General features: G+C 70.4%; 18 protein-coding genes. 5 read left to right on the top strand and 13 right to left on the bottom strand.

Going from position 1 to position 24,043, the window contains the following annotated elements:
• Window positions 1-101: 101 nt before the first annotated feature.
• The 8 genes from rpsI to eccCa form a co-directional block, all read right to left on the bottom strand.
• Window positions 102-647: a 30S ribosomal protein S9 gene (gene rpsI, locus BLQ91_RS01440; protein ID WP_090095906.1), complete on the bottom strand. Its 546-nt coding sequence runs from the start codon at window positions 645-647 to the stop codon at window positions 102-104.
• A gap of 26 nt (window positions 648-673) precedes the next feature.
• Window positions 674-1,117 carry a 50S ribosomal protein L13 gene (gene rplM, locus BLQ91_RS01435; protein WP_030472013.1) on the bottom strand — a complete coding sequence of 148 codons (444 nt, stop codon included), beginning with the start codon at window positions 1,115-1,117 and terminating at the stop codon, window positions 674-676.
• A gap of 255 nt (window positions 1,118-1,372) precedes the next feature.
• Window positions 1,373-1,660 (bottom strand): WXG100 family type VII secretion target, encoded by a 288-nt coding sequence (locus BLQ91_RS01430; protein WP_090094732.1) that lies wholly within the window; start codon window positions 1,658-1,660, stop codon window positions 1,373-1,375.
• Window positions 1,661-1,723: 63 nt separating this feature from the next.
• Complete coding sequence (locus BLQ91_RS01425; RefSeq protein WP_090094731.1) at window positions 1,724-2,029, bottom strand: WXG100 family type VII secretion target; 306 nt, start codon at window positions 2,027-2,029, stop codon at window positions 1,724-1,726.
• Between the two features lie 147 nt (window positions 2,030-2,176).
• Window positions 2,177-2,566, bottom strand: a complete 390-nt coding sequence (locus BLQ91_RS01420) for a hypothetical protein (protein ID WP_090094730.1) — start codon at window positions 2,564-2,566, stop codon at window positions 2,177-2,179.
• Window positions 2,567-2,577: 11 nt separating this feature from the next.
• Window positions 2,578-4,398 (bottom strand): type VII secretion-associated protein, encoded by a 1,821-nt coding sequence (locus BLQ91_RS01415; RefSeq protein ID WP_090094729.1) that lies wholly within the window; start codon window positions 4,396-4,398, stop codon window positions 2,578-2,580.
• An 82-nt stretch (window positions 4,399-4,480) separates the two neighbouring features.
• On the bottom strand, window positions 4,481-7,135 hold the full coding sequence (locus tag BLQ91_RS01410) for an AfsR/SARP family transcriptional regulator (protein WP_143022477.1): 2,655 nt from the start codon (window positions 7,133-7,135) through the stop codon (window positions 4,481-4,483).
• A 1,008-nt stretch (window positions 7,136-8,143) separates the two neighbouring features.
• A complete protein-coding gene (eccCa, locus tag BLQ91_RS01405; protein ID WP_090094727.1) occupies window positions 8,144-12,160 on the bottom strand; it encodes a type VII secretion protein EccCa in 4,017 nt (1,338 codons plus the stop codon).
• Window positions 12,161-12,403: 243 nt separating this feature from the next.
• Here eccCa and eccD point away from each other — a divergent pair, with 243 nt between their 5' ends.
• Entirely contained in the window at window positions 12,404-13,813 is a 1,410-nt protein-coding gene (gene eccD, locus BLQ91_RS01400) for a type VII secretion integral membrane protein EccD (RefSeq protein WP_090094726.1), read from the top strand.
• Window positions 13,810-15,222, top strand: coding sequence for a type VII secretion-associated serine protease mycosin (mycP, locus tag BLQ91_RS01395; protein WP_090094725.1), 1,413 nt, complete (start codon window positions 13,810-13,812; stop codon window positions 15,220-15,222). The genes eccD and mycP overlap by 4 nt, the downstream gene beginning before the upstream one ends.
• A 77-nt stretch (window positions 15,223-15,299) precedes the next feature.
• Here the strand turns inward: mycP and BLQ91_RS01390 are convergent, their stop codons facing one another.
• The 3 genes from BLQ91_RS01390 to eccB form a co-directional block, all read right to left on the bottom strand.
• Window positions 15,300-16,415: a hypothetical protein gene (locus BLQ91_RS01390; RefSeq protein ID WP_143022476.1), complete on the bottom strand. Its 1,116-nt coding sequence runs from the start codon at window positions 16,413-16,415 to the stop codon at window positions 15,300-15,302.
• Between the two features lie 11 nt (window positions 16,416-16,426).
• The gene (locus BLQ91_RS01385) at window positions 16,427-16,744 is read right to left on the bottom strand and encodes a hypothetical protein (protein ID WP_090094723.1); all 318 of its coding nucleotides are present in this window, start codon (window positions 16,742-16,744) and stop codon (window positions 16,427-16,429) included.
• Window positions 16,745-16,813: 69 nt separating this feature from the next.
• Window positions 16,814-18,427, bottom strand: coding sequence for a type VII secretion protein EccB (gene eccB / locus BLQ91_RS01380; RefSeq protein ID WP_090094722.1), 1,614 nt, complete (start codon window positions 18,425-18,427; stop codon window positions 16,814-16,816).
• Window positions 18,428-18,586: 159 nt separating this feature from the next.
• On the opposite strand from eccB, the gene eccE reads away from it, so the two are divergent.
• The 3 genes from eccE (at window position 18,587) to BLQ91_RS01365 (ending at window position 22,410) form a co-directional block, all read left to right on the top strand.
• Entirely contained in the window at window positions 18,587-19,903 is a 1,317-nt protein-coding gene (gene eccE / locus BLQ91_RS01375) for a type VII secretion protein EccE (protein WP_425412401.1), read from the top strand.
• Entirely contained in the window at window positions 19,900-20,628 is a 729-nt protein-coding gene (locus tag BLQ91_RS01370) for a hypothetical protein (RefSeq protein ID WP_090094720.1), read from the top strand. The genes eccE and BLQ91_RS01370 overlap by 4 nt, the downstream gene beginning before the upstream one ends.
• Before the next feature lie 219 nt (window positions 20,629-20,847).
• Window positions 20,848-22,410 carry a S8 family peptidase gene (locus BLQ91_RS01365; RefSeq protein WP_090094719.1) on the top strand — a complete coding sequence of 521 codons (1,563 nt, stop codon included), beginning with the start codon at window positions 20,848-20,850 and terminating at the stop codon, window positions 22,408-22,410.
• A gap of 177 nt (window positions 22,411-22,587) precedes the next feature.
• Here BLQ91_RS01365 and truA read toward each other — a convergent pair whose 3' ends face one another.
• Together truA and rplQ are read right to left on the bottom strand one after the other, a co-directional pair.
• A complete protein-coding gene (gene truA, locus BLQ91_RS01360; RefSeq protein WP_218130137.1) occupies window positions 22,588-23,379 on the bottom strand; it encodes a tRNA pseudouridine(38-40) synthase TruA in 792 nt (263 codons plus the stop codon).
• Between the two features lie 59 nt (window positions 23,380-23,438).
• Window positions 23,439-24,017 (bottom strand): 50S ribosomal protein L17, encoded by a 579-nt coding sequence (gene rplQ / locus BLQ91_RS01355; protein ID WP_090094717.1) that lies wholly within the window; start codon window positions 24,015-24,017, stop codon window positions 23,439-23,441.
• Window positions 24,018-24,043: the final 26 nt, after the last annotated feature.

The following is a 24,043-nucleotide window of genomic DNA, read 5'->3' as shown; positions in this document are numbered from 1 at the left end:
GGTACAGCTGGGTGACGCTCGGGGTGCGGGGAGTCCCCGCTGTCACCGCAGAGGAGCCGTGGTCTGACGAACGCAGACACAGCTCCCGCGGTGACGGAGCATCAACGCTTGGAGTACTGAGGCGCCTTGCGGGCCTTCTTCAGACCGTACTTCTTGCGCTCCTTGACCCTCGGGTCACGGGTGAGGAAGCCGGCCTTCTTCAGCACCGGGCGGTCCTCGGAGTCGACGGCGATCAGCGCACGCGCGATGGCGAGGCGCAGCGCACCGGCCTGGCCGGTGATGCCGCCGCCACGCAGGTTCGCGATGACGTCGAAGGTCTCGGGCTTCTCCGTGGTGACGAGCGGCTCACGGATGAGCTGCTGGTGCACCTTGTTCGGGAAGTAGGCCTCGAGGGTCTTGCCGTTCAGCGTGAACTTGCCGGTGCCGGGCACGAGGCGGACGCGGACGACGGCCTCCTTGCGGCGACCGACGGTCTGCGCGAGGTGCGCGGCGCCGTTCAGCGAGGGCGCGACCACCGGCGCGGAGGTCTCCTCGACCTCGGCCTCGTCGGCCTCGGCCTCAGGAGCCTCGACGACCTCGGCCTCGACAACCTCAGCCTCGACCTCGGGGGTCTCGACCTCAGGGGTCTCGTTCTCAGGGGTGGTCACAGGAACTTCCTCGGTGTACTCGTCGCTCACTGGGCGATCTTCTTGATCTCGAACGCCTGCGGCTGCTGCGCGGCGTGCGGGTGGTTCGGTCCGCTGTAGACCTTCAGCTTGTTCGCGATCTGACGGCCCAAGCGGTTCTTGGGCAGCATGCCCTTGATCGCCTTCTCCACCAGGCGGTCCGGACGGGTGTCCAGGACCTCGCCGAAGGACTGCTTGCGCAGACCACCGGGGAAGCCGGAGTGGCGGTACTGGAACTCCTGGTCCCGCTTCGAGCCGGTCAGGGCGACCTTGTCAGCGTTGATGATGACCACGAAGTCACCGGTGTCAACGTGAGGGGCATAGGTCGGCTTGTGCTTGCCGCGCAGCAGCGTCGCGGCCTGGGTGGCGAGCCGGCCGAGCACCACGTCCTGGGCGTCGATCACGTGCCAGGTGCGGGTCACCTCACCGGGCTTCGGGCTGTACGTGCGCACGGATCTACCTCGTCGTCACTTGCGTCTGGGGTCACTGCGGCGGTTGCCCCAGACCGATCTTGGACAGGCCAAGCGGTGGTTCCGAGACAGGCGCGGCACACACGGGCGCCAGCTACCGCACAACAACGTAAGAAGATACCGGATAGGTGGTGCGGGGACCAAAACGGCCCCTCCGAAGCGACCACCTCCGGACGTACGCGAGCCCCGGACCACGTGGTTCCGGGGCTCGCGAGGGGTGTTGCGGTACCGCGGTGCTTACCAGCGGCGGGCGTTCGCGCCTTCGGCGGCGGCGTACGCGGAAGCGGCGTCGCGGACGGCGATACCGATGGACGAGAGGACGGACTGCAGGTCGGCAGCGCTGCCGTCCCACTTGGCCTGCGCCGCGTTGTACGCAGCGGCGGCTTCACCCTCGTAAGCGGCCATGACCTTCTGAACGCGGCCCTTCAGGTCGTCGAGCTGGCCCTGGATCTGGCCGGCGGCGCTGGTGATGGAACCGGAGGCGTTCTCGAGCTCGCCGAAGCTGACCTTGACCTGGTCACCCATTGTGATCTCCCCTTAGAAGCAAGTTTGTGTTTGCGGAACGAAAGTCGAGCGGAGCGAACAGGATCAGAGGCGCTGCGAGATGCTCGTGGAGAGCTGGGTCGCTTCCTCTTCCTGGCGGGCGTAGGCCGCGGCGCTGCCGTCGACCTGGTCGGCGATCGCCCGCAGGGCCTCCTGCAGCTTCCGCGCGTCCTCGTCGAAACGGGCCATCAGGGCCGTGAAGGCGGTCGCCGCAGCGCCCTTCCACATGCCCTGCAGACCCTCGACGGTGCTGCGGACACCGCGCAGGGTGGCCTGGGTGTCGTTGTCGACGTTGACGATGTCCTTCGCCAGAGTCGCGAGCTCTTCGGCGGACGCCTGGTAACCGGCCATTGGGAGAATCCCCCTTCAGAGAACTTCAGGTCGCACTTCTTGGTTCGTACGCCTCTTACGACGGGAACCTTGCCACGCCGGTTCCGTCCTGTCGCGACTTCTTTCGAAGTAGTTGCGCTAGTAAACGGCTCAGGGTGAAACCGCGTCTCAGTAGAGGATTCGCGACTGCGAAAAGTCCTCGTCATCATCACTCGCACGGGGAAGCTGACCACTCGGACCGGCGACGGCCGAGGACCCCAGCGCGGCCGCCGGCTCCGTCTCGACTGGAGCGTGAGCGGCCGGTTCGGCGACTTCCGGAACCTGTTCGACGGCCAGACCCCGGCCGGAGCGGAACCCCGTGGCGGCCTCCCGGACGTCGGCCGGGGTCACCGCGGCGCCGGTCGCGGACCGGCCCCCGCGAGCCCGCTCGGCCAGTTCACGGGTGCGTTCCCGCAGCTTGGCATTGCGTTCACCGATCTCACCGGAGGCCCGGCGGGAACGCGTGACCGCGGCCGAGACCTCGGACCGGAACCGGGCGAGGACCTCGCTGGAGGACATCGGCAACTCTCCTAGGACTTGATGACGAGCGAGCGGACGACCTGCTCGCAAGCGGTGCGGACCTGGGCCTGCGCGCTCGGGGCGGCCTGGCAGCCCACGCTCACCTGGACGTCGCCGGCGAACTGGATGTACCAGTCGACACCGGTCGAGCCGACGACTTCGCGATAGTGAACAACCGGCTTCCCGGCGAATGAGGTGCTCTCGGTGAAGTTGAGAACCTCGTCACCTTTGCGGTCGCGTTCTTCGAACATGCGCCGCAACTCGGTCAACGCGCGAACTCTGTCCTGATCGCTGTTGTACTCGAGAATTTGCTCCTGCACAGCAATGCGCGCCTGAGGCTGTTCGCCATTGGAATTCCCGCGCTCGACCGGTTGCAAAAGCACCTGCCGATCGGCGGCGGCGCCGCCGGTCTGCTTCCAGCCGTCCGGGCGCGTGAAGCTGTAGTCGTACACGGCGATCTGGTCGCCGGTCGGGGTCGGCTGCGGCTTCTCGGGCTTGAACCAGTAGAAGGCGCCGACGCCGGCCGCCGCGAGCACGGCCACGACGCCGATCGCGATGAAGAGCGGCGCCCTGCTCTTCTTGGGTGGCGGCGGCGGTGCGGCGGCGGGGAACGGGAGCGGGAGCGGGAACTGCCCCGCGGGCGGGGACGTGATCCGGCGGGTGATCTTGCGGGTGGTGTCGTCGCGGACCCGGAGGTTGTGGGTGACCTCACCGGACGGACCGCCCGGAACCGGCTTCTTCTGCTGCGCCACGCCCCCGGTCCGCTCCGGGTCGAGGCTCACCGCCCGCAGCGCGCCGCGGGCCACGACGGTCTCCGGCTGGTCGATGCTCGTCGGCACGACGCGGAGGTGGTCGTGCACCAGCCGCGCGACGAGCGGGATCCGGCTGGACCCGCCGACCAGGAACACCCCGGCGAGCTGCCGGGGCGCGAGGCCCGCGTCGCGCACGGCGGCACCGGCCAGCGCGGCCGCCCGGCTCAGCGGTGCGGTGATCAGCTGCTCCAGGTCCGACCTCGTCACGTGCGCGTCGGGGAACGGCGGCGGCATCGGCACGTCGGTGTAGGCGTGCCGGGACAGCGTCTCCTTGGCCCCCCGCACGTCCTGCCGCAGCACCCGCCGCTTGCGCCGGTCGGCCATCTCGCGGCCCTCGACGAGCTGCCGCCACGCCTCGGGGTCCTTGGCCGAGACCAGTCCGCCGACGTGGTCCAGCAGTGCCTGGTCGACGTCGGCGCCACCGAAGCCGGGGTCGCCCTTGGCGGACAGCACCCGGAAGCTCTTGCCCGCACGGGCCACCACGCTCGCGTCGACCGTGCCACCGCCGAGGTCGAGCACGGCGAGCGCGGCACCGTCCGGAATGGAGTGGCTCGCGGAGTGGAAGACGGCGGCGGCGACGGGTTCGGGGACGAGCACGACCTCGCGTCCGAGCCCGCGCGCCGCCTGCAGCAGGACGCGCGTGCGCACCGTGCCCCAGTCGGCGGGATGCGTCAGCACGAGCAGGTCGACCGGTGCACCACCGCCAACGCGCCGTGCTTCGTTGACGGCCCGTGTCAGCACCGCGCGCACAACGTCCACAACGGGCAGCACGGTGCTGCCGAGCAGCAACTCCCCCTCGTCGACCCGGCGCTTGGGGTGCGGCTCGTACCGGGCGGGGTCGACCGCGGCCTGGCGCTCGGCCTCCTGCCCGACGAACAGCGTCCCGTCGGCCGCGGCGAACACCGCGGACGGCACCAGCGGCTGGCCGTCGAACACGACGACCTGCGGCTCCCGGCCGTGCGCGGAGATCGCCACGCAGGTGCTCGACGTGCCGAAGTCGACCGCGACGTGCAGGCTCATGCACCTTCCCCTCTTCCGCGCACATGCTTACCCGATGCGACTGAGCTGGACGACACTGATGACGAAGGTCGGCACCACGAGTTCAGCGCAGGGCCTCCACGCGCGCGGCCAGCGCGTCCGCCCGTGCGTCGTTGCGGGAGCGGTAGATCTCGACGGCCTCCTGCCACGCCGCGGCGGCCTCGTCGAGCCTGCCCTGCCCGACGAGCACTTCGCCGATCAGCCCCAGCCCGTCGGTCACGCCGTCCGTGTCGCCGACGCGCCTCATCACCTCGACGACCGCGCGCAGCTCCGGCTCGGCCTCGGCGTACCGGCCTGCTCCGGCCAGCGCGGCGGCGCGGTAGGCACGCACTCGGACCAGCAGGAACTCGTCACCGAGCCGTGCCGCCAGGGGAGCCGCCAGGTCGGTCTCCCCCAGCGCGTCCGCCCACCTCTGCTGGTGGTTGAACCGGCTGGCCATGTTCACGTGGCAGACGATCTGCAGGTAGACGTCGTCGATCTCGACCGCGATGGCGAGGGCCTCGCGGCTGTACTCCTCCGCCTCCTCGCGGCGGCCCATCGTGCTGTAGAGCTTCGACATGTTGCCCAGCACGCCCGCGACCGAGATCGGCTCGCCCTCCGCCCGCACGAGCGGCAACCCGACCTCGTAGCTGAGCAGTGAGTCGTCCACGCGACCGATGAGCTCGTAGAGCACCGCGAGCTTGGTGTGCAGGAGCCCCTGTTCGAGCACGGAGCCGACCCCGCGCAGCGCCTCGAAGAGGTCGACGGCGTCGTGGCGGTGCGTGTGGTCGACGACGAGGTAGCTGAGCAGGTGGATCGGGATGAGCACGGCCGGCCGGTCCCAGCCCCTCGCGAGCGCGGCGAGCGCGACCGCCTTGAGGTTGGCCCACTCCTGGCGCCGCCACCGCTGCGCCTCGAACCACACGGAGAACTCCTGTGGCACCACACCGGACTTCACGGCGTCCGCGCGCACCACGATCCTGGCCGGGTCGAGGGCGGTCGCGTTCTCCAGGGTGTGGAGGTACCACTCGGTCAGCCGCAGCGCCGCTTCCTCGTCGTCGCCGCACAGCTCCGCCGAGTACGCCCGCAACAGGTCGTGCAGGTTGTACCGCCCCGGGGTGCACGACTGCACGAGGTGGTCCGCGACCAGCCGCTCCAGCAGACGGCGGGCCCGGGCCACGGGGACACCGGCGAGCGCCGCTGCGGCGCCGGCGTCGAAGTCCACGCCGGGGTGCACCGACAGCAGCCGGAACATCCGTGCCGACTCCGCGTCCAGCGCCCGGTACGACCACGAGAACACCGCGCGCACGTCGACGTCGTCGAAGTCGGTCAGCGCGTCGAGCCGGGCGTCGTCCAGCTCGGCGACGAACTCCCGCAGCGGCACGTCCGGGAACCGGGAGACCCGCTCGGCGAACACCCGCAGCGCCAGCGGCAGTCCGGTGCAGCGCTCGACGATCTCCCGTGCGGCCTCGGGTTCGGCGGCGATCCGCTCCTCGCCGAGGACGGCACCGAGCAGCGTCCGCCCTGCCTCCAGGTCCAGTTCGTCCAGGGCGATCGCGGTGGCGTCGTGCTGCAGGACCAGCGCGCGGAGCTGGTTGCGGCTGGTGATCACCACGCGCACGCCGGCCGCACCGGGCAGCAGCGGGAGCACCTGGCGGGGTGAGGCGGCGTTGTCGAGCACCAGCAGCAGGCGCCGGTCGACGAGCGTGGTGCGTAGCAACGCGAACCGCGCGTCCGCGGCCGCCGGGACGTTCTGCACGCCCAGTCCCACCAGCAGCGTCTCCGCCGCGGCCACCGGGTCGACGGGCTGCGCCTCCGGGTCGAACCCGCGCAGGTCGAGGTGCAGGTCGCCGTCCGGGAACTCCTCGCGCGCCTGGCGTGCCCAGTGCAGCACCAGCGCGGTCTTCCCGACGCCGCCGACGCCGTGCACGACGATGACCCCGGTCGTCTTGTCGAGCAGGCGCAGCTCGTGGTCGCGCCCGACGAAGTTCCGCACGCCCGCCGGCAGCTGCCGCGGCACCTGACGCCCGCCGGCGGGCACCTCGCCGCGCAGGACCTGCTGGTGCAGTGCCCGCAGCGCCGGTCCCGGGTCGACGCCGAGTTCGTCCGCGAGCGTCCTGCGCACCTTCTGGTAGGTGGCGAGCGCCTCGGCCTGCAGCCCCGCCCGGTACAGCGCGAGCATCAGGTACCGCCAGAACGACTCCCGCAGCGGGTGGTCGGCGACCAGCGACTTCAGCTCGGCGACGAGCTCGCGGCCGAGACCGCGGTCGAGGTCGGCCTCGAGGCGCGACTCCAGCGCGTCGAGCCGTTCGCCCGCGAGCCGCGGCACGTCCTCGCGGTGCAGCGAGTCGGAGGTGACGTTGCCGAGCACCGGGCCGCGCCACAACGCCGACGCGGCACCGTGGTCGCCGGACCCGGCCAGCGCGCGGAACCTCAGCAGGTCGAGCTGGTCGGGCTCGACCTCGGCGAGGTAGCCGCCGGGCCGGGTGCGCACGCAGTCAGCCCGGCCCAGCGCGGACCTCAGCCGTGCCACCACCATGTGCAACGTCTTGCGCGCACGGTCGGCCGTCGGCGGTTCACCGTCCCAGATGCGCTCGATCAGCTCGTCGACCGGCACGAACTCGTTGGGGCGCAACAACAACGTGGCCAGCAGGACCTGTCCGCGACCCGTCGGCACCGCGACCGGCTCGCCGTCGAGCAGCACCTCCAGCGGCCCCAGCACCCGGAACTCGACGTTCATCACCACCACCCCCAGCCGGCGGACCCACGTCCCCGACCATTGCTCATCGGTGTGCCGATGTCCAGGCAGTTGCGGTGCGGCTGCACGACCGCGGATCTGCGACAACGGCGTGGGAACCCTCCCACGTGCGGGTTGTGCGATACCAGTTCATGAGACTGTGCGACCGGTTGATGGAACACCTCGCAAGATCCGAACCGGTGGGTGCCGGGCAGTCGTCCAGTGCGACGGCACCCGCTGCGGCTCCCCGTCCACAGTGGACCTGCGGAGCGGCCGACGAGGTGCGTGGGCGCCGTGTGAGCGAAGTGTGACCGGCTTCCGGCAGAGTTCTCCTCAGCGGCGCTGGTGGCAAGGTTCCTGGGGGGCCACCAGCACCGCTCATCACTTCCACGGCCCCGCGAACCCGTTCCACCGGGACCTGGCCGGGGTGTGAGCGCTCCCGGCGGCGCTGATGACCGGCCGGCCCCGCCGCGGTCACCTCCCTCTTCGCCGTGGCGGGGCCGGCCACCCGGCGCGGTGCGGACTCGGTGTGACCGGAGTGTGAGCCCCACCGGGCACAGTGGAGCTCAGCCGGAACGACGAGAGCGACAACGAGGTATGGGGGTGTCACGCCCGTCGATCTCCTGCCGGGCCTTCCCTTCCAGCGGGGCGGCCCGCAGGAGTCCGGTCATGGGGGAACCGGACGGTCCCCTGCTGTCCGGCCCTTTCGCTTCGCCCGCACCCCGGTGTCATCGAAGCGTGAGCGTCGCGAGAGCGGTCTGCGGCAGAGTTCTGACCAGCCGGTTCGGCGGAGACAGACCTGGGGGGCTGCCTCCGCCGAACTCCCGCCGGCCGGCCTCTCCCCCGGAGTGGGCGGCCCGGCGGGACACCGGTCATGGGGGAACCGGACAGTCCCCTGCTGTCCGGTCACGGGCCCGCGGCTCCGGCCGCGGGCCTTTTCCGTTGCCCGGAACGACTCGTGGGTGGCCCCGCCGAACGGCGAGACCACCCACGAGGACGTTGCGCCCGGCTCTAGTCGGGCTGGATCCAGGCGAACTGCATGCGCTGCTGACCGTGCTTGCGGGTCACCAGCGTGCCCCGGCCGGGAGGCTGCGGCGACGGCTTCAGGTTGCCGACGATGTTGCCCTCCTCCTTCGAACCGGACCCGATGAAGATCGGCGCCGCGATCTCCTTCAGCTTGCCGATGATCGGGTCGTACAACGCGCGGGACGCACCACCCATGCGGCGGACGACGACGACGTGCAGACCGACGTCCTTCGCCTGCGGGATGAACTCCGCCAGCGGCTGCATCGGGTTCGCGCCACCCTGCGGGGCCACCAGGTCGTAGTCGTCGACGACGATGAAGACCTCGGGGCCCGTCCACCACGACCGGTTCTTGAGCTGCTCCTGCGTCACGTCCGGGCCGGGCATGCGCTTCGCGAGCGAACCGCGCACCTCCTGGATGTTCTGCGTGAACTGCTGGCCCGACACGGCGTAGCTGAGCAGGTGGTCGGTGTCGATGAAGCCGAGCATCGTGCGGCGGTAGTCCGCGAGCAGGATCAACGCCTCGGACGAGGTGTAGCTCTGCATGATGCCGCGGACGATCGTGCGCAGGATGTTCGTCTTGCCGGACTCGCCGTCGGCCAGCGCGAGGAAGTGCGGTTCCGCGTCGAAGTCCATGTAGACCGGCGCGAGCTCGTCCTCGTTGACGCCGACCGGGACCAGGTGGCCGCGGTTCGGGTTGACCTGCTGGACCTGCGCCATGAACTGCGCGTGGTCGAGCAGGTCGGGCAGCATCCGGACCTGGGGGGCCCGCGGGCCCTGCCACGCCTGGTTGAGCTTGTTGCTGAGGTCCTGCACGCCCTGCGAGATCGTGGTCGGGTCCTGCAGGGTGTCGATGCGCGGCAGACCGGTGAGGCAGTGCAGCTTGTCGCCGGTGAGACCGCGGCCGGGACGGCCGGGCGGCACGTTGACGGCGACCTTGCGGTCGACCTCGGACTCGCTCGGGTCACCGAGCCGCAGCTCGAAGCGCGTGCCCAGGAGGTCCTTCATCGCGGGCCGGATCTCCGCCCACCGGTTCGCGGCGACGATCACGTGCACGCCGTAGGACAGACCCTGCGCCGCCAGCGCCTGGATCTGCGGCTCGACCATCTCGAACTCCTGGCGGAAGTTCATCCAGCCGTCGACGACGAGGAACGCGTCACCGAAGGCGTCGTCGTTGATCTCACCGCGGCGCCGGCGGTTGCGGAACTCGGCCATCGAGTCGATGCGCTGGTCGCGCCACCGCAGCTCGCGCTCGGTGATCAGCGTCTGGAGCTCGGCCACCATGCGGCGGATCTTGTCGACGTCGAGACGACCCGCGAAGCCACCGACGTGCGGCAGGTCCTCCATCGAGGCGAGCGTGCCACCACCGAGGTCGATGCAGTAGAACTGCGCCTCCTGCGGCGTGTGCGTGAGCGCCATCGACGCGATGATCGTCCTGAGCAGCGTCGACTTGCCCGACTGCGGGCCACCGACGACCGCGCCGTGGCCGGCCGCACCGGAGAAGTCCGCCCACAGCAGGTCGCGGCGCTGCTCGAACGGCTTGTCGACCACGCCGACCGGGATCTGCAGCGTGCCGTTGGCGCCGTAGCCCGGCGACGTCAGACCGCGGTCCGGCGTCACGTCGAGCGGCGGCAGCATCGTGTCCATCGTCGGCGGCTCGTTGAGCGGCGGCAGCCACACCTCGTGCGCGGGCGGGCCCTGGCCGACGAGGCGGTCGACGATGAGCTCGAGCTGCGTCGGCTCGTTCGCGTCCTCCTTGACCGGCGCGGCCGCGACGGGCACGGCCTCGGCGGGGCGCTCCGGCTCCTTCGGGATCTCGATGAAGTCCGGCACGAAGAACCGCGGGCGCTTGTCGCTGCGCACCGCCACCGACTCGCCGGCGGACTGCATGCCCGACGGGCGGTAGGTGCCCGAGACGTAGAGCGCCTTGAACCTCGTGAGCGGCATGCCCTGCACGCTCAGGTAGCCCGAACCCGGGATCGGCGGCAGCTCGTAGGCGTCCGGCACACCGATCGCCGCGCGGGACTCGGCCGCGTTGAAGGTCTTCAGACCGATCCGGTAGGAGAGGAACGTGTCCAGACCGCGCAGCTTGCCCTCTTCGAGCCGCTGCGACGCGAGGAGCATGTGCATCTGCAGCGACCGGCCGACACGACCGATCTGGAGGAAGATGTCGATGAAGTCCGGCTTCGCCGTCAGCATCTCGGAGAACTCGTCGATGCAGATGAACAGCGCGGGCAGCGGGTCGAGCTGGGCGCCGTTCTCCCGGGCCTTCTCGTAGTCCCAGACGTTCTTGTAGTTGCCCTTCGCCAGGACCTCCTGGCGACGCGACACCTCACCGGCGATGGCGTCCTTCATGCGGTCGACCAGGCTGAGGTCGCCCGCGAGGTTGGTGATCGTCGCGGCGACGTGCGGCGCCTTGTCCAGGCCGAGGAACGTCGCACCACCCTTGAAGTCGACGAGGATCATGTTGAGCGCCGTCGACGAGTGCGAGGCCAGCAGGCCCAGCACCAGGGTGCGGAGGAACTCCGACTTGCCGGAACCGGTGGCGCCGATGCACAGGCCGTGCGGGCCCATGCCGTCTTCCGCCGCTTCCTTGATGTCGAGCTCGACCTGCTGGCCGTGCTCGCCGATGCCGAACGGGATGCGGTACCGGTCGCGCTTGGGCCGGGGTCGCCACGCCTGCTGCACGTCGAACGTGATCGGGTCGCCGGGGATGCCCATGAACTCGAGCAGCGGCGGGTTGTTGTTCATCGCCAGCGGGTCCTCGCCCGAGTCGCCACCGGCCTCGCCGGCGGCGCCCATGCGGTAGGGCGAGAGGCGGCGGGCGAGGGCCTCGACCTCCACGACGGACAGCCGGTCCGGGGCGCCGAACCATTCGACACCGCTCGCGGAACGGGCGCCGAGCTGGTTGTTCTCGACGACGAGGCGCAGGCCGCGCCGGGCCGTCAGGTTGCCCAGGCACTCGGAGAGGTCGAGCAGCGTGACGCCGACCAGGCCCTCCTCGAGGATGATCATCTCTTCGCGGCTGATGTCGCCGTCGTCGATGACGATCACGATGTGCGGCTGGTCGGGCGGCGGCGGGGCGTTGCGGGTGAACCGCTGGCGGTCGCGCAGGTTCTCGTCCAGCATCGCCTCGATCTCGGCGAGCGAGTTCGCCATCATGCGGCGCTGGCCGATGCCGTCGATGTCGGTGGGGTGCTGCACGTGCGGCAGCCACTTCGCCCACTCCCACAGCTGCTTCGTGCGGCCCGCGCTGACGACCGCGATCAGCAGGTCGTCCGGGGCGTGGAAGGTGACGAGCTGCGCGATGAGGGCGCGCGCCAGGTCGCGGCGGTCCTCGATGTCGCCGAGGAGGCCGACGGCGGCGAACCCGCGCAGTGCGATGGAGATCGGGAGGTCGGGCACGAGCGAGTGGGCGCGCACGAAGCGGCGCAGCGCCAGCGTCGCGATCGGCTCGAGCTCCTCGACGGGACCGGTCTGCGGTGGCACCAGACGGGTCGCGAGGCGCTGCGAACCCCGGCCCGCGCGCAGGTGGCAGAAGTCCGGGTCGTTCTGGCGGCGTTCCCACATGCGCCTGGTGGTGGCGAGCGACCACAGCATCTGCGGGTCCGGGTGCACCCACTCGCGCTCGGCGCGCTGCTCGTCGGCGGCTTCGCGGGCGCGGTCGCGCATCTGGCCGAGGTACCGCAGGTAGTCCTTGCGGTCCTCGTTCATCTCGGCTTTCTTCTGGCCCTTGCCCGAGCCCATGCCGCTCGCCATCATGCCGATGGTCGAGATCATCATCATGCCCGGCATGATCATCGCCGCGGGCTGCCGCGGCATGAAGACGAGCATCATGCCCATCATGCCCACGGACGCGACGATCATGACGACGGGCATCGCCTTCATCATGATGTTGCCGGGGATGATGCGGGGGACCTCGGGTGGCGGTTCGAGGTGGACCTCACCGCCAGGAGGCCGGGGAGCAGCAAGGCGTGCCGTTCGCTTGAACTGCAGCGTGCTCAACTGACAGGCACCTCTTCGACTCGTCACACCACCAGTAGCAACCGACACTATTGCGCATCCGTGCGCGTCACGAAGGTGGGTCGGGAAAAAACCCAGTCGGACGTGTTCTGAGAACCACACGTGCAAGAGTCGCCGGTACGGCCATACTAGGGCCGCCCGACAACGGCCCAGGTGGACCAATAAGGTCGGTCCGTTGACGGATGTGCAAGCGCTGATCTGACTGAATGACTTTAGGGGGCCCTGGTGGCGACCGGTACGACGGTGTTCAGCCGTGTCACGGTGGTGGCACCTCGAACGCGTATCGACGTCGCGCTGCCTGCCGACGTGGCGGTGGCCGATCTCCTGCCGATGCTGCTCGACATGGCGAGAGAGGCCACCCCGGACGGTGGCGTGCGACACGGTGGCTGGTGCCTCGCCAAGCTCGGCGACAGCCCGCTCGACCCCGCGCGCACGCTGGCCTCGCTCGGCGTGGTCGACGGCGAGCTGCTGCAGTTGCGGCGCCGCAACGAGAACCCGCCTCCTCCGCTGTACGACGACGTCGTCGACGCGATCGCCGAGTCCGACCCGGACTCCTTCCGGCCGTGGACCAGGGAGACGGCCCAGCGGTTCGGCCACATCGCCGGCGCGCTCGCGCTGATCGCCGCCGCGGTGGCGCTGTTCCTGTCCGGCCCGGTGACGGCGGGCGGTACCGGCAGCGGTCTCGCGGCCGCCATCGCCGGTGGTGTCGCCGCGGTCGCCGCGCTGGCGGCGGGCGCGACCATCGCGCGGGCCTACGGTGCCGTCTCGACCGGTGTGCTGATCGCCGCGTGCGGATCGCTGCCGATGGCGTTCGTCGCGGGCTACCACGCCGTGCCCGGTGTCGGGTTCAACCCGAAGATGCTGCTGGCCTCCGCGCTGATGATGATCTTCGCGTGGGGCGGCATCCTGCTGATCGGCCAGGGCATCACGGTGTTCATCGCCGCGGCCACCGGCGGCACGCTCGTGGCGCTGGCGTTCCTCGTCGCGACGTTCGTCGAGCACCCGCTGGCCGGCGTCGCCGCCGCGACCGGTGCCGTGGCGCTCGCCGCGCTGTCGATGCTGCCGAGGCTCACGCTGCAGCTCGCCAAGATCCCGCCGCCCGTCGTGCCGACGAACGCCGAGGACCTCAAGGAGGACAGCGGCTTCCCGGAGTACGCGGTCATCGAGCGCCGCACGGCCGTGGCCCACGAGTACCTCACCGGCATGATCATCGGCACCGGCACGGTCGCCGCGCTCGCCGCGATCGTCGCCGCGGGCAACTCGGGCGACTCCGTGTGGGGCCCGATCTACGGCGTCGTCGTCGCGATCGTGCTGATGATGCGCGGCCGGGCGTACGCGAACGGCGCGCAGGCCGTGGCACTGCTGTCCACCGGCATGTTCGCGAGCGCGGGCATCCTGCTCGGCTGGCTGATCTCCACCAGCTCGTTCAACCGCATCGCGTTCGTGTTCGGCACGCTGCTCGTGCTGGGCGCGCTCGCGCTGGTGCTCGGCGTGATCTTCCCCGGCCAGAAGTTCTCGCCGCCGCTGCGCCGCACCGTCGACATCATCGAGGCGATCCTCATCGCCTCCGTGCTGCCGCTGGCGCTGGCCGTCATGGACATGTACGCCGTCTTCCGGGGTCTGATCACGCTATGAGGACCGGCATCAGGCGCACCACGGCGGCAGCGACCGCCGGACTGCTTCTGCTGACGGGGACCCTTCCGCAGGCCTCCGCTCAGCCGTCGTCGACGTCGGCGACCGCACGGCCGAACTCGGTGCCGCCGGACCTGCCGCCGAACACGGCGCCCCCGGCGGACGAGGGCAAGCCGGACGTGAAGTACGAGCGCACCAACAAGGGCTGCGTCGAGTCCGACACCAAGAGCGAACTGATCAAGACGATGCCCTGGGGCCAGGTCCAGCTGAACCTGGAGCAGGCGCACCGGTTCGCCAAGGGCAGGGGCGTCAAGATCGCGATCATCGACACCGGCGTTGACCCGCGCAACCCGCGCTTCGGCAACAGGGTCGTCGGTGCCGGCGAGTACGTCGACGGCAACAAGAACGGCCTGGACGACTGCGACGGCCACGGCACCGAGGTCGCGGGCGTCGCCGCGGCGGCCAAGACCGAGGGCGACTTCGTCGGCGCCGCGCCGGAGGCGACGATCCTCGCCATCCGCCAGACCAGCGACCGCTTCGAGTTCAAGGGCGACGCGAACAACGAGAAGCGCGGCTCCGCCGGCAAGGTCGGCACGCTGGCGCAGGCCATCGTGCGCGCGGCCAACGCCGACGCCAAGGTCATCAACATCTCGCTGACGAACTGCGGCGCTCCCAAGGGCTTCAGCGCGGACGACCAGAAGCTCCAGGCCGCGATCCGGTACGCCGTCGACGTCAAGAACGTCGTGATCGTCACGGCCGCCGGCAACCTGAGCGACCAGGGCACGGGGTGCGCCGCGCAGAACAACAACCTCGACCCGAACACGGTCAACTCGGTCTCGTCGCCCGCGTGGTTCGCCAACGACGTGCTGTCGGTGGCGTCGCTGGCCCGCAACGGCGACGTCTCGTCGTTCAGCGTCTGGGGCCCGTGGGTCAGCATCGCCGCGCCGGGTGAGGAGATCATCTCCGTCGACCCCAAGGGCACCGGCCTGACGAACGCGAACGTGACGGCGCAGGGCGTGCAGGACATCAAGGGCACCAGCTTCGCCTCCCCGTACGTGGCGGGCATCACGGCGTTGGTGCGCGAGAGGTTCCCGGACCTCACCGCGCGCCAGGTGATGAACCGCCTCAAGGCGACGGCGCTGCACCCCGGCAACGTGTCCGGGAAGGACAACAAGATCGGGTTCGGCATGATCAACCCGGTCGCGGCGCTGACCGCGGTCCTGCCCGCCGAGGCCAAGGGGTTCCAGAAGCCCCAGCCCAAGGAGATGAACACCGCCGTCACCCCGCCGCCGGGTCTCGACTGGCCGCCGATCATCGTGGCGCTGTCGGGCATCGGCATCGGCGTCGGGCTGCTGTTGCTGACGCTGTTCGTGCGCAACTCGCTGAACCGCAGGCGCGGCCAGCCGGTCTGACCCGGTTCCGCGACAACGACGAAGGCCCCCTCGGGAGAGTGTCCCGAGGGGGCCTTTCACGTTGTGAGCCGGAGCTCCTAGTCCTCGCCGATCGTCTTGGGCGCGGCCTTCTTGGGCTTGCCGAGCAGGTCGTCGATCGAGCCGGTGAGGCGCTGCTTCGCCTTGTGCTCCTTGTCGCCGCCCTGCTGGCCACCCGTGGCACCCATCATCGGCGCCATGCCGCCCATCATCGCGCCGCCACCGGGAACACCCCCGGAACGGCCGCTCGCGGCCGCCGCGGCCGGAGCGGCACCGGCACCCGCCTCCGCCGGTGGAAGCTGCTCAGCGACGCCCGTGGCGCCTCCGAACTGCATCGGCTGCGGCGCCGCGGTGGCAGGAGAACCGCCTCCCACGCCCGTGCCGGCACCGCCACCGACAGCACCGCCACCGACAGCACCGCCACCGACAGCACCGCCACCGACAGCACCCCCACCGACAGCACCGCCACCGCCTCCCGGCGAGGAACCGGTGCCCGCGGGAGCCGTGTCCGAGGCCTTGGCGGGCTCGGACGCCTTGCTCTCCTGCTCGGCGGGCGCGCTGTACGTCCAGTCCTCGTCCGGGTACCTGTGCTCCATCCGCACGGAGTCGAAGCCGCCCGCCTCACCGGACACCCCGTCGCAGAGCCGCAGGAACGCCTCCAGCACCTGCCGCGCGGACTCGTGCATCTCCCGGACCGGGTGCTTGAGCTCCTCGATGTGCTTGACGGCCCGCTGGTCGCCCTCCTGCGGCAGCGATGCCGTGCCGGACACCGAGTCCGCCGCGTCCGCGAGCACGTGGGCCATGTCCTGGACGATGTCCCGCACGCCGCCCGCGGTCTCCTCCAGCGCGTCCGCCATGGCGTTCATCGCGTCGGCGAGGTCGCCTCCCGCGAGACCCACCTTGCGCATGTGGTCGAGGAACGCGTCGGCGTCCTTGCCCTCCCACCGCGCGTCGACGCCGCCCAGCGGTGCGGCGACGTGCTTGTTCGCCGCCTCGGTCACGTTCGCGGCCTTGCGCCAGCGTTCGGCTTCGTCGCGCAGGTCGTTCCAGTCGCCCACGAGCGGGTCGAAGAAGTCGTGCACGAGGTCCACGACACCGAGCTTGCGACTGACCCGCGAGAGGTAGTCGAGCTCGGGACCGACCTCGGCCGCGATCTGCCTGCCGTCCTTGGCCACCACTGCTCTCCCTACCGCCGGTCGACCTTCTTGATCGCCTGCAGGCTCTCCTCCTCGCCCGCCCCGTGCTGCCGGGCAACGGCGTGCAGGCCCCTGGCGGCGGCGTCGAGCGTGTCGCAGGCGCGGGCGAGCTGGGAGTTGAGCAGGTCGGCCGCCCGCGCGTAGGCGCGGTCGGTGCCGGCGGTCCTGCCGATCTCGCCGAACGACTGCGGACGCAGCGGCGAGGTCTTCATGGCGTCCCGCACCCGCCTCAGGTCGTCGGTCGTGCCGTCGATCCTGTCCGCGTAGGACTCCAGCCACCGCGGATCGACGCTGATGCGACCGGCCACGACTCTTCCCCCAAACCAGCTCCGGGTGCTTTCGCCCGGTTCGACGGTGCTGCACCCGGAGCGGTTCCGCTACTTCTGGACGGCCTGCGGATCCTTGATGGTGCCGCCCGGCGCCGGGATCGAGTCGTAGCTGCGGTTGGCCTCGTTCTTGTTGAGCTGCGGCCCCATCGGCAGCAGGCTCAGGATCTGGTTCGGTGCCGGCGGGAACGTCCCGTCGAGACCCAGCGCGCCCGCCGTGGCGGCGTCCGGGACGCCGTAGCGGACACCGCGGCCCGTGACGACCTGCACCGGCCCGGTGCCGAAGTCGCCCTTGCCCTGGCTCGCCCGCACGACGGCGGCCTTGCCCGGCAGCATCAGGAACTCCTCGACGATCTCACCCGTCGCGCCGGCCGCGTTCATCTCGACCGGGGTCATCTCCTTGGGGCCGGGCAGTTTGGACCCGATCGTGACCGAGGTGTGCTCGGCCTTGGTCGTGTCCGCGTAGTTCTCGGCCTTCCAGCCCAGGCACAGCACCGTGTTGTTCGGGTTGGCCTCGAGCGTGGTCGGGATGTTCGCCGGGTAGGAGTCGAGCTTCAGCGGGTTCTTCGGGTTCTTGTGGTCCGCGACGGCGCTCGGCGAGAGCCTGATCGCCTGCTTGTTGTTCGAGTACGCCCAGCGCAGCAGGTCGCCGACCGTCTCGCCGACGGTCTGGAAGCCGTCCTCGAGCGCCACCAGGAACTCCGGCGCGCCGGTCCGCTCGACCTGGACGACCTCGCCGATGTTGACCGTGGTCTCGGTGACGTACGCGGCCTTCTTGCCCTGGTTGTTCATCACCGGCGCGGCCAGCGGGGCCACCTCGGGGATGGTGTTGAGCAGCGCCGTGCTGATCGAGCGCGCCTGCTTGCCGTTCAGGTTGAGGGCGTTGAGCACCTTGTCGTTCCTGAGGTCCACCTCGGCGCGCACCGTCGACGACGAGATGTCGTTCAGCGGGTCGGGCTTCTTGTAGATCAGGTACGCCTTCTTGGCACCGGTGCGCTGCTGCACCAGCACCGCCTCGTCGCCGAGCTCGGGGTTGCCGCCGCTCACGCCACCGATGACGGAGGTCTTGATCTGGTTCTCCGCCGCCTGGTTCTCGCGGAACTCGTCCAGGTCGAGGGTGTCGCAGACCGACCACTGCGCGTCGATGCGCAGGTCCTGCTTCGGCAGCACGTCCGGCGCGTCCGGCAGACCGGTGAGGCGGCCGCGCGGCAGGTTCGCCAGCGCCTTCTCGCTCACCAGCTTCGGGGTGCCGCCCGCGGCCTCCACCGGGGCTCCCGTCGTGCCTGCCGGCGCGTCACCGCCGCCCTGGCCCTGCTGCTGGTCCGGGTTGCTGCGGGAGTACCAGAGCAGCCGCGCCGAGGCGAGGTTCGTCATCGGGACCAGCCGCCGCGGGGCGTTGTCGACCACGTAGACCTGGCCGGTCTCCTTGCTGATGGCGATCTGCGTCTGGTCGTCCAGCCGCGGCGCGGGGCTGAAGAGCCCGACGATGAGGAAGCCGAGCAGCCCGACAACGCCCAGGACGACACCCACCGCAGTCGCACGCGAGTGGTTGCGCATGGGGTCGTGCAACATCACTGCGTCTCTGCGGACCAGGGCGGACTGCATCCGCCGCAGGACGAATTGGTAGGCCTGGACCTGTGACTTGGTGGTGGGTGTTGATGCCATTCTCGGCTCGCTGCTCTCCCAGTCGCGGTACGGTTCGGCAGGATAGCCGGACGCAGGTTGCTTCGTGGGCCGGTTCGCCAAGCCCACCGACCGTCGAGGGGAAAGAGACCACAACGGATGTCCGTGACCACTCCACATCCGCCCCGGCCCAACCCAGGGATGGCACGGCCGCAGGGACCTGGGGGTCCTGGCCAGCAGGCACCCGCGCCTCCGCGTCCGGTCGGGCGTGTCCGTCGCAGGGCCGCGGGCGTGAGCCTCGGCTCCCTGCCCGTCTCGAACGTAGTCACGATCGAGGTCGGTCTCGCCATCGCCCTCCTCGTGCTCGCCATCATGGGCGTGAAGAACGGCGACGCGCTGAACGTCGTCTCCGTCTCGATCGCCGGTGGTGTGCTCCTCGTCGCACTGGTCCTGGCCTTCGCCCGCTCGCGCGGCCGCTGGCTGACCCAGTGGATCGGTGTCCGGCTCCGCTACACCATGCGGTCGCACAGCAGGACCGCGAAGCGCCAGGACCCGCAGGAGTCCAAGCCCGGTGACGACGAGATGCAGGTGCTCGGCCCGGAGGACCCCCGCGTCGCGTTGCTGCGCCTCGCGATCCCGGACCTGGTGATCGCCAAGGGCGTCGACCACGAACGCCGCCCGCTCGCGCTGTCGTGGCACGACGGCGTGTGGACCGCGGTGCTGCTCGTCGACCCGACGCCGCCGCTGATCTCCGCGGTCGGCTCGGCCCCCTCGCTGCCCCTGGGAGCGCTCACGCCGTGCCTCGAGGACCGCGGCGTCGTGCTGGACGCGATCACCGTGATCTGGCACTGCTACCCCGGAAGCGCGGCTCTCCCGCCGAACTCGCCGGCCGTCAGCTCGTACATGGAGGTGCTCGGCCCGCTGCCCGCGGCGGCCCGGCGCACCACGTGGATCACGGTGCGGCTCGACCCGCGCCGCTGCGGCGAGGCGATCAGGGAGCGCGGCGGCGGCGTCGTCGGCGCCCACCGCGCGCTGATCGGCGCGCTGTCCCGCGTCCGCAACGCCCTGGAGTCCGCCGGCGTGACGATCCGCCCGCTCGACTCGGACGAGCTGCTGCGCGCGGCGATCTCGTCCGCCGAGCTGACCGCCGTCGTCGGCGGCACGAACCCCGTGTCGTTGCGGGAGAAGTGGAAGGGCGTCACCGCGGGTGGCGTCGGTCACGCCAGCTACGCGATCACCGGCTGGCCCGCGAAGGGCCTCAAGGGCAACCTGAACGCGCTGACCGGTGTGCGCGCTCTCTCGTCGACGCTCGCGATGTCGATCTCACCGTCACGTGAGGACGGTCAGGTCTCGCTGCGCGGCCTGGTCCGGGTGAGCGCCCGCACGCCGAGCGAGCTCGACCGCGCCGAGGACCAGCTGTCGAAGCTGGGTGACAAGCTCGACATCACGCTGACCCCGTTGCGGGGCATGCAGCTCGCGGGCCTCGCCGCGACGCTGCCGCTGGGAGGTGTGGCATGAGCAGCTCGTCCCGTTTGCTCGACGCGCGCGGCCGTGGCGCGGTGGCACCGGAGTTCCTGGTGTCGCCGACCATGCTCGACCTGGTCAGCCCGAGCGGCGACCGCGGCGGCATGATGCTCGGCCAGGGCACCAAGGGCGAACCGCTGAGCGTGTCCGTCCTGCGCCCGACCCCGACCCGCATGGTGGTCGTCGGCGGCCTGTACCTGGCCCGCCAGATCGCGTTGCGCGCCATGGCGACCGGAGCGTGGATCATCATCGCGACCGGCCGCCCCCAGGCGTGGCAACCGGTCGTGCGCGCCGCGGGCCAGGGCGCGGACGGCCGTCCGTCTCAACTGGTGCAGCTGCGCCGGCTGTCCCCGGCGGACCTCCCGCGCCCGACCGAGGACATGCCGCTGCTGGTGATCCACGACGGCGGCCACGTCCCGCAGGAGCTGTTCCCGCCGCGCGCCCCGTGGCAGACGACGATGTACGTCCTGCCGTACCTGCACCCGCAGGCGTCGTCCACGGCGAACAACGCGGACCTCGTGCTGCTGCAGCGCCTCCCGATGGGCCAGGCGCAGCTGGCGGGCCAGATGTGGCGCCTGCGCCCGCAGATGTTCCAGCAGCTCACGCAGCTCAAGGACGACCAGGTGATCGCCCTGGGCCAGGACATGTGGGCGCACCTGCGCCTGTACACCACACCCGCCGAGCAGCAGATCCTCGGAGCGGTCCGCCGCGGCGATTGAGGCGCTGGACGAATAGGCGAAACATGCGCCCCGAACGGTTCATCGTTCGGGGCGCAATTGTTTTGTAAAGAGATCAGCCGCACCAACCGGTTCACATCACCCGGCAAATCTGTGGATTCGCCATTCGAAGGCAAATCCGTGGACCGTCTTGTGCCAAATCAGTCCGCGCCACTAAGAAAACTCTCACTGCACCACCCTGCGACGAGGGAGCTTGCTGCTATGGGAGAATCGTGGGCCAGACGAGCGGCCGGAATCGGGCTGGTGGCGGGCACTGCGCTCGTCCTGTCGTCCGTCTCCGCCACCGCTGCGCCCGAGGGGGAGATTCGCAACCTCGGTGCGCCCGACTCGGTCAAGGACAACTACATCGTCGTGTTGAAGGACTTCAGCACAGCGAGCGTCGATAACCTCAGCGCCAAGTACAGCGCGAAGGTGAAGCACACTTACAAGTCCGCTTTGCGCGGTTTCTCCGCGCAGATGTCCGAAGCCCAGGCGAAGCGCCTCGCGGCTGATCCGGCGGTCGCCTACGTCGAACAGGACGGCGAGGTCCGCACCTCGGACACGCAGACCCCGACCCCGTCGTGGGGCCTGGACCGCATCGACCAGCGCACGCTCCCGCTGGACAACAGCTACACCTACCCGAACCGGGGCGCGGGCGTCACCGCGTACATCATCGACACCGGCATCCGCACCTCGCACGCCGACTTCGGCGGCCGCGCCGTCCACGGCCGCGACACCGTGGACAACGACAACGATGCCACCGACTGCAACGGCCACGGAACCCACGTCGCGGGCACCGTGGGCGGCACGAAGCACGGCGTCGCCAAGGACGTCAGCCTCGTGGCGGTCCGAGTGCTCAACTGCTCCGGCTCCGGCACCTTCGCGGGCGTCATCGCCGGCATCGACTGGGTCACCGCCGACGTCCAGGCCACCCCGTCCCGCAAGCCGGCCGTGGCCAACATGTCCCTCGGCGGCGGCGCCAACCAGACCGTCGACGACGCCGTGAAGCGCTCCATCGCGGCAGGCGTCACCTACGGCCTCGCAGCGGGCAATGACAACGGTGGCAACGCCTGCAACACCTCCCCGGCCCGCACTCCGGAAGCCATCACCGTCGGCTCCACGGACCGCACCGACGCCCGTTCGTCGTTCTCGAACATCGGCACCTGCCTCGACATCTTCGCGCCGGGCCGCGACATCACCTCGTCCTGGCACACCGGCGACGAGGCCACGAACACCATCAGCGGCACCTCGATGGCCACCCCGCACGTCGTCGGCGCGGCAGCGGTCTACCTGAGCTCGTCCCCCGCGGCGACCCCGCAACAGGTCCGAGACGCCCTGGTCGAGAACGCCACCTCCGACGTGGTCACCAACCCGGGCACCGGCTCCCCGAACAAGCTCCTGCACATCACCGGCACGGCCCCCGGCAACCCGCCCGGCCAGTGCCCCGCGGTCACCAACGACACCGACACGGCCATCCCGGACGCCGCAAGCGTGACGTCCTCCATCACCATCGCGGACTGCAACGGCAAGGCCAGCGCCACCGGCTCCGTGAAGGTGGCCGTCAAGCACACCTACCGAGGCGACCTGGAACTGGCCCTGATCGCCCCCAGCGGCACCGTGAAGCTGCTGAAGGTCAGCAGCGGCAACGACAGCGCGGACGACATCAACGCCACCTACGCCGTGAACGTCTCGACCGAGGACGCCAACGGCACCTGGCAGCTGCGGGTCCGCGACTCCTACAGCCAGGACACGGGCCACATCGACTCGTGGACGCTCGACATCTGATCCCCACCCGCGACGCACCACTCCCAGGAGCCCCCGGTCCCCCCGCCGGGGGCTCCTCCCTTTGCGGGACGGATGGGAGTCCCCACCGAGCAGCACCGCCAACGCGGCAGGAACCCACCAACGCACCAGGGAGACGACCCACCAGCCCGGAGCGCCCCCAACAGGCATAGAGCAGCGTCAGGACAACGTCCGAACCCGCCGAGTCACCTCAGCCCGAGCCGCCAACTCCGAGTCCGCGGGAAAATCCACCCGGACCAAGCTCAACCCGTGAGCAGGAGCCACAGCCACCCCGCTGGCCCGCCCGCTCAGCGACAACAAGGACGAAGGCCACTCGACGGCCTTCCGCCCCTCCCCGACAGCCAGCAACGCCCCGATGAGCGACCGGACCATCGAGTGGCAGAACGCGTCAGCGGACACGAACGCCGTCACGACCCCGTCTGCCGACGACCGCACCAGCTCCAGCCGCTGAAGCTCACGAATCGTCGTAGCCCCTTCGCGCCGCTTGCAGAAGGCGCAGAAGTCGTGCTCCCCCAACAACAACGCGGCCGCACGGTTCATGGCGTCGACGTCCAGCGGACGCGGCCAGGCCAGCGTGTCCAACCGGCGCAACGGATGCGCTCCGAAGTCGGCATCCGCAACCCGGTACTCGTAGTGCCGCCGCAGCGCCGAGAACCGGGCGTCGAAGGCGAACGGCACCACACGGGCCGAGAAGACCCGCACGTCGGCGGGCAGCACGCGAGCAAGCCGCTTCGGCAGTCCGGCGACGTCTGCGGTCGAGGGCAGGTCGACGTGAGCCACCTGTCCGGACGCGTGCACGCCGGCGTCCGTGCGCCCGGCCACGGTCAGGACCACGTCCTCCCGCAGCACCATCGACATGGTGTCCTCGAGCACCCCGCACACGGTCCGGCGGGAGGGCTGGCGGGCCCAGCCGGAGAACTCCGTCCCGTCGTACCCGAGGTCGAGGCGCACACGAACGAGCCCGCCGCCCCCGGAAACGGGAACGACGGGCTCGTCAGCGTTCAGACGACTCAGGACTTGTCCTTGGACTCGTCCTTGGCCTCTTCCGCCTTGACGTCCTCGGCCGACGGCTCGCCGTCGACCTCGACAGCGCCCTCGGCGGGCTCCTCGGCGGCGTCCTTCGTCGCGGACTCGGGCGCGTCAGCGTCCTGGTCGACGACGGCGGTCTCGGCCGGCTTCTCGTCCTTGGCGAACTTGGTCTTGCGCGCAGCCTCGGCCTCGGTGGAGACGAGCTTCTGCTGCACCAGCTCGATGATGGCCATGGGGGCGTTGTCGCCCTTGCGCGCCAGCGTCTTGGTGATGCGGGTGTAGCCACCGGAACGGTCGCTGAAGAACGGACCGATCTCGGCGATCAGCTTGTGGACGACGTCCTTGTCGCGGATCAACTTCATGATCTCGCGACGGTTGTGCAGGTCGCCGGCCTTGGCCTTCGAGATGATCTTCTCGGCGTACGGACGCAGCCGCTTCGCCTTGGCCTCAGTGGTCTTGATCCGGCCGTGCTGGAACAGCGCCGTCGCCAGGTTGGCGAGCAGCAGCCGCTCGTGCGCCGGAGACCCACCGAGCCGTGGGCCCTTGGTAGGGGTGGGCATCGCTTACTCCTGTAACTGAAAGAGAT

Source organism: Lentzea jiangxiensis, from assembly GCF_900104175.1.
In the GTDB taxonomy this organism is placed as follows: Bacteria; Actinomycetota; Actinomycetes; order Mycobacteriales; family Pseudonocardiaceae; genus Lentzea; species Lentzea jiangxiensis.
This window is presented reverse-complemented; position numbering and strand designations above follow the sequence as displayed.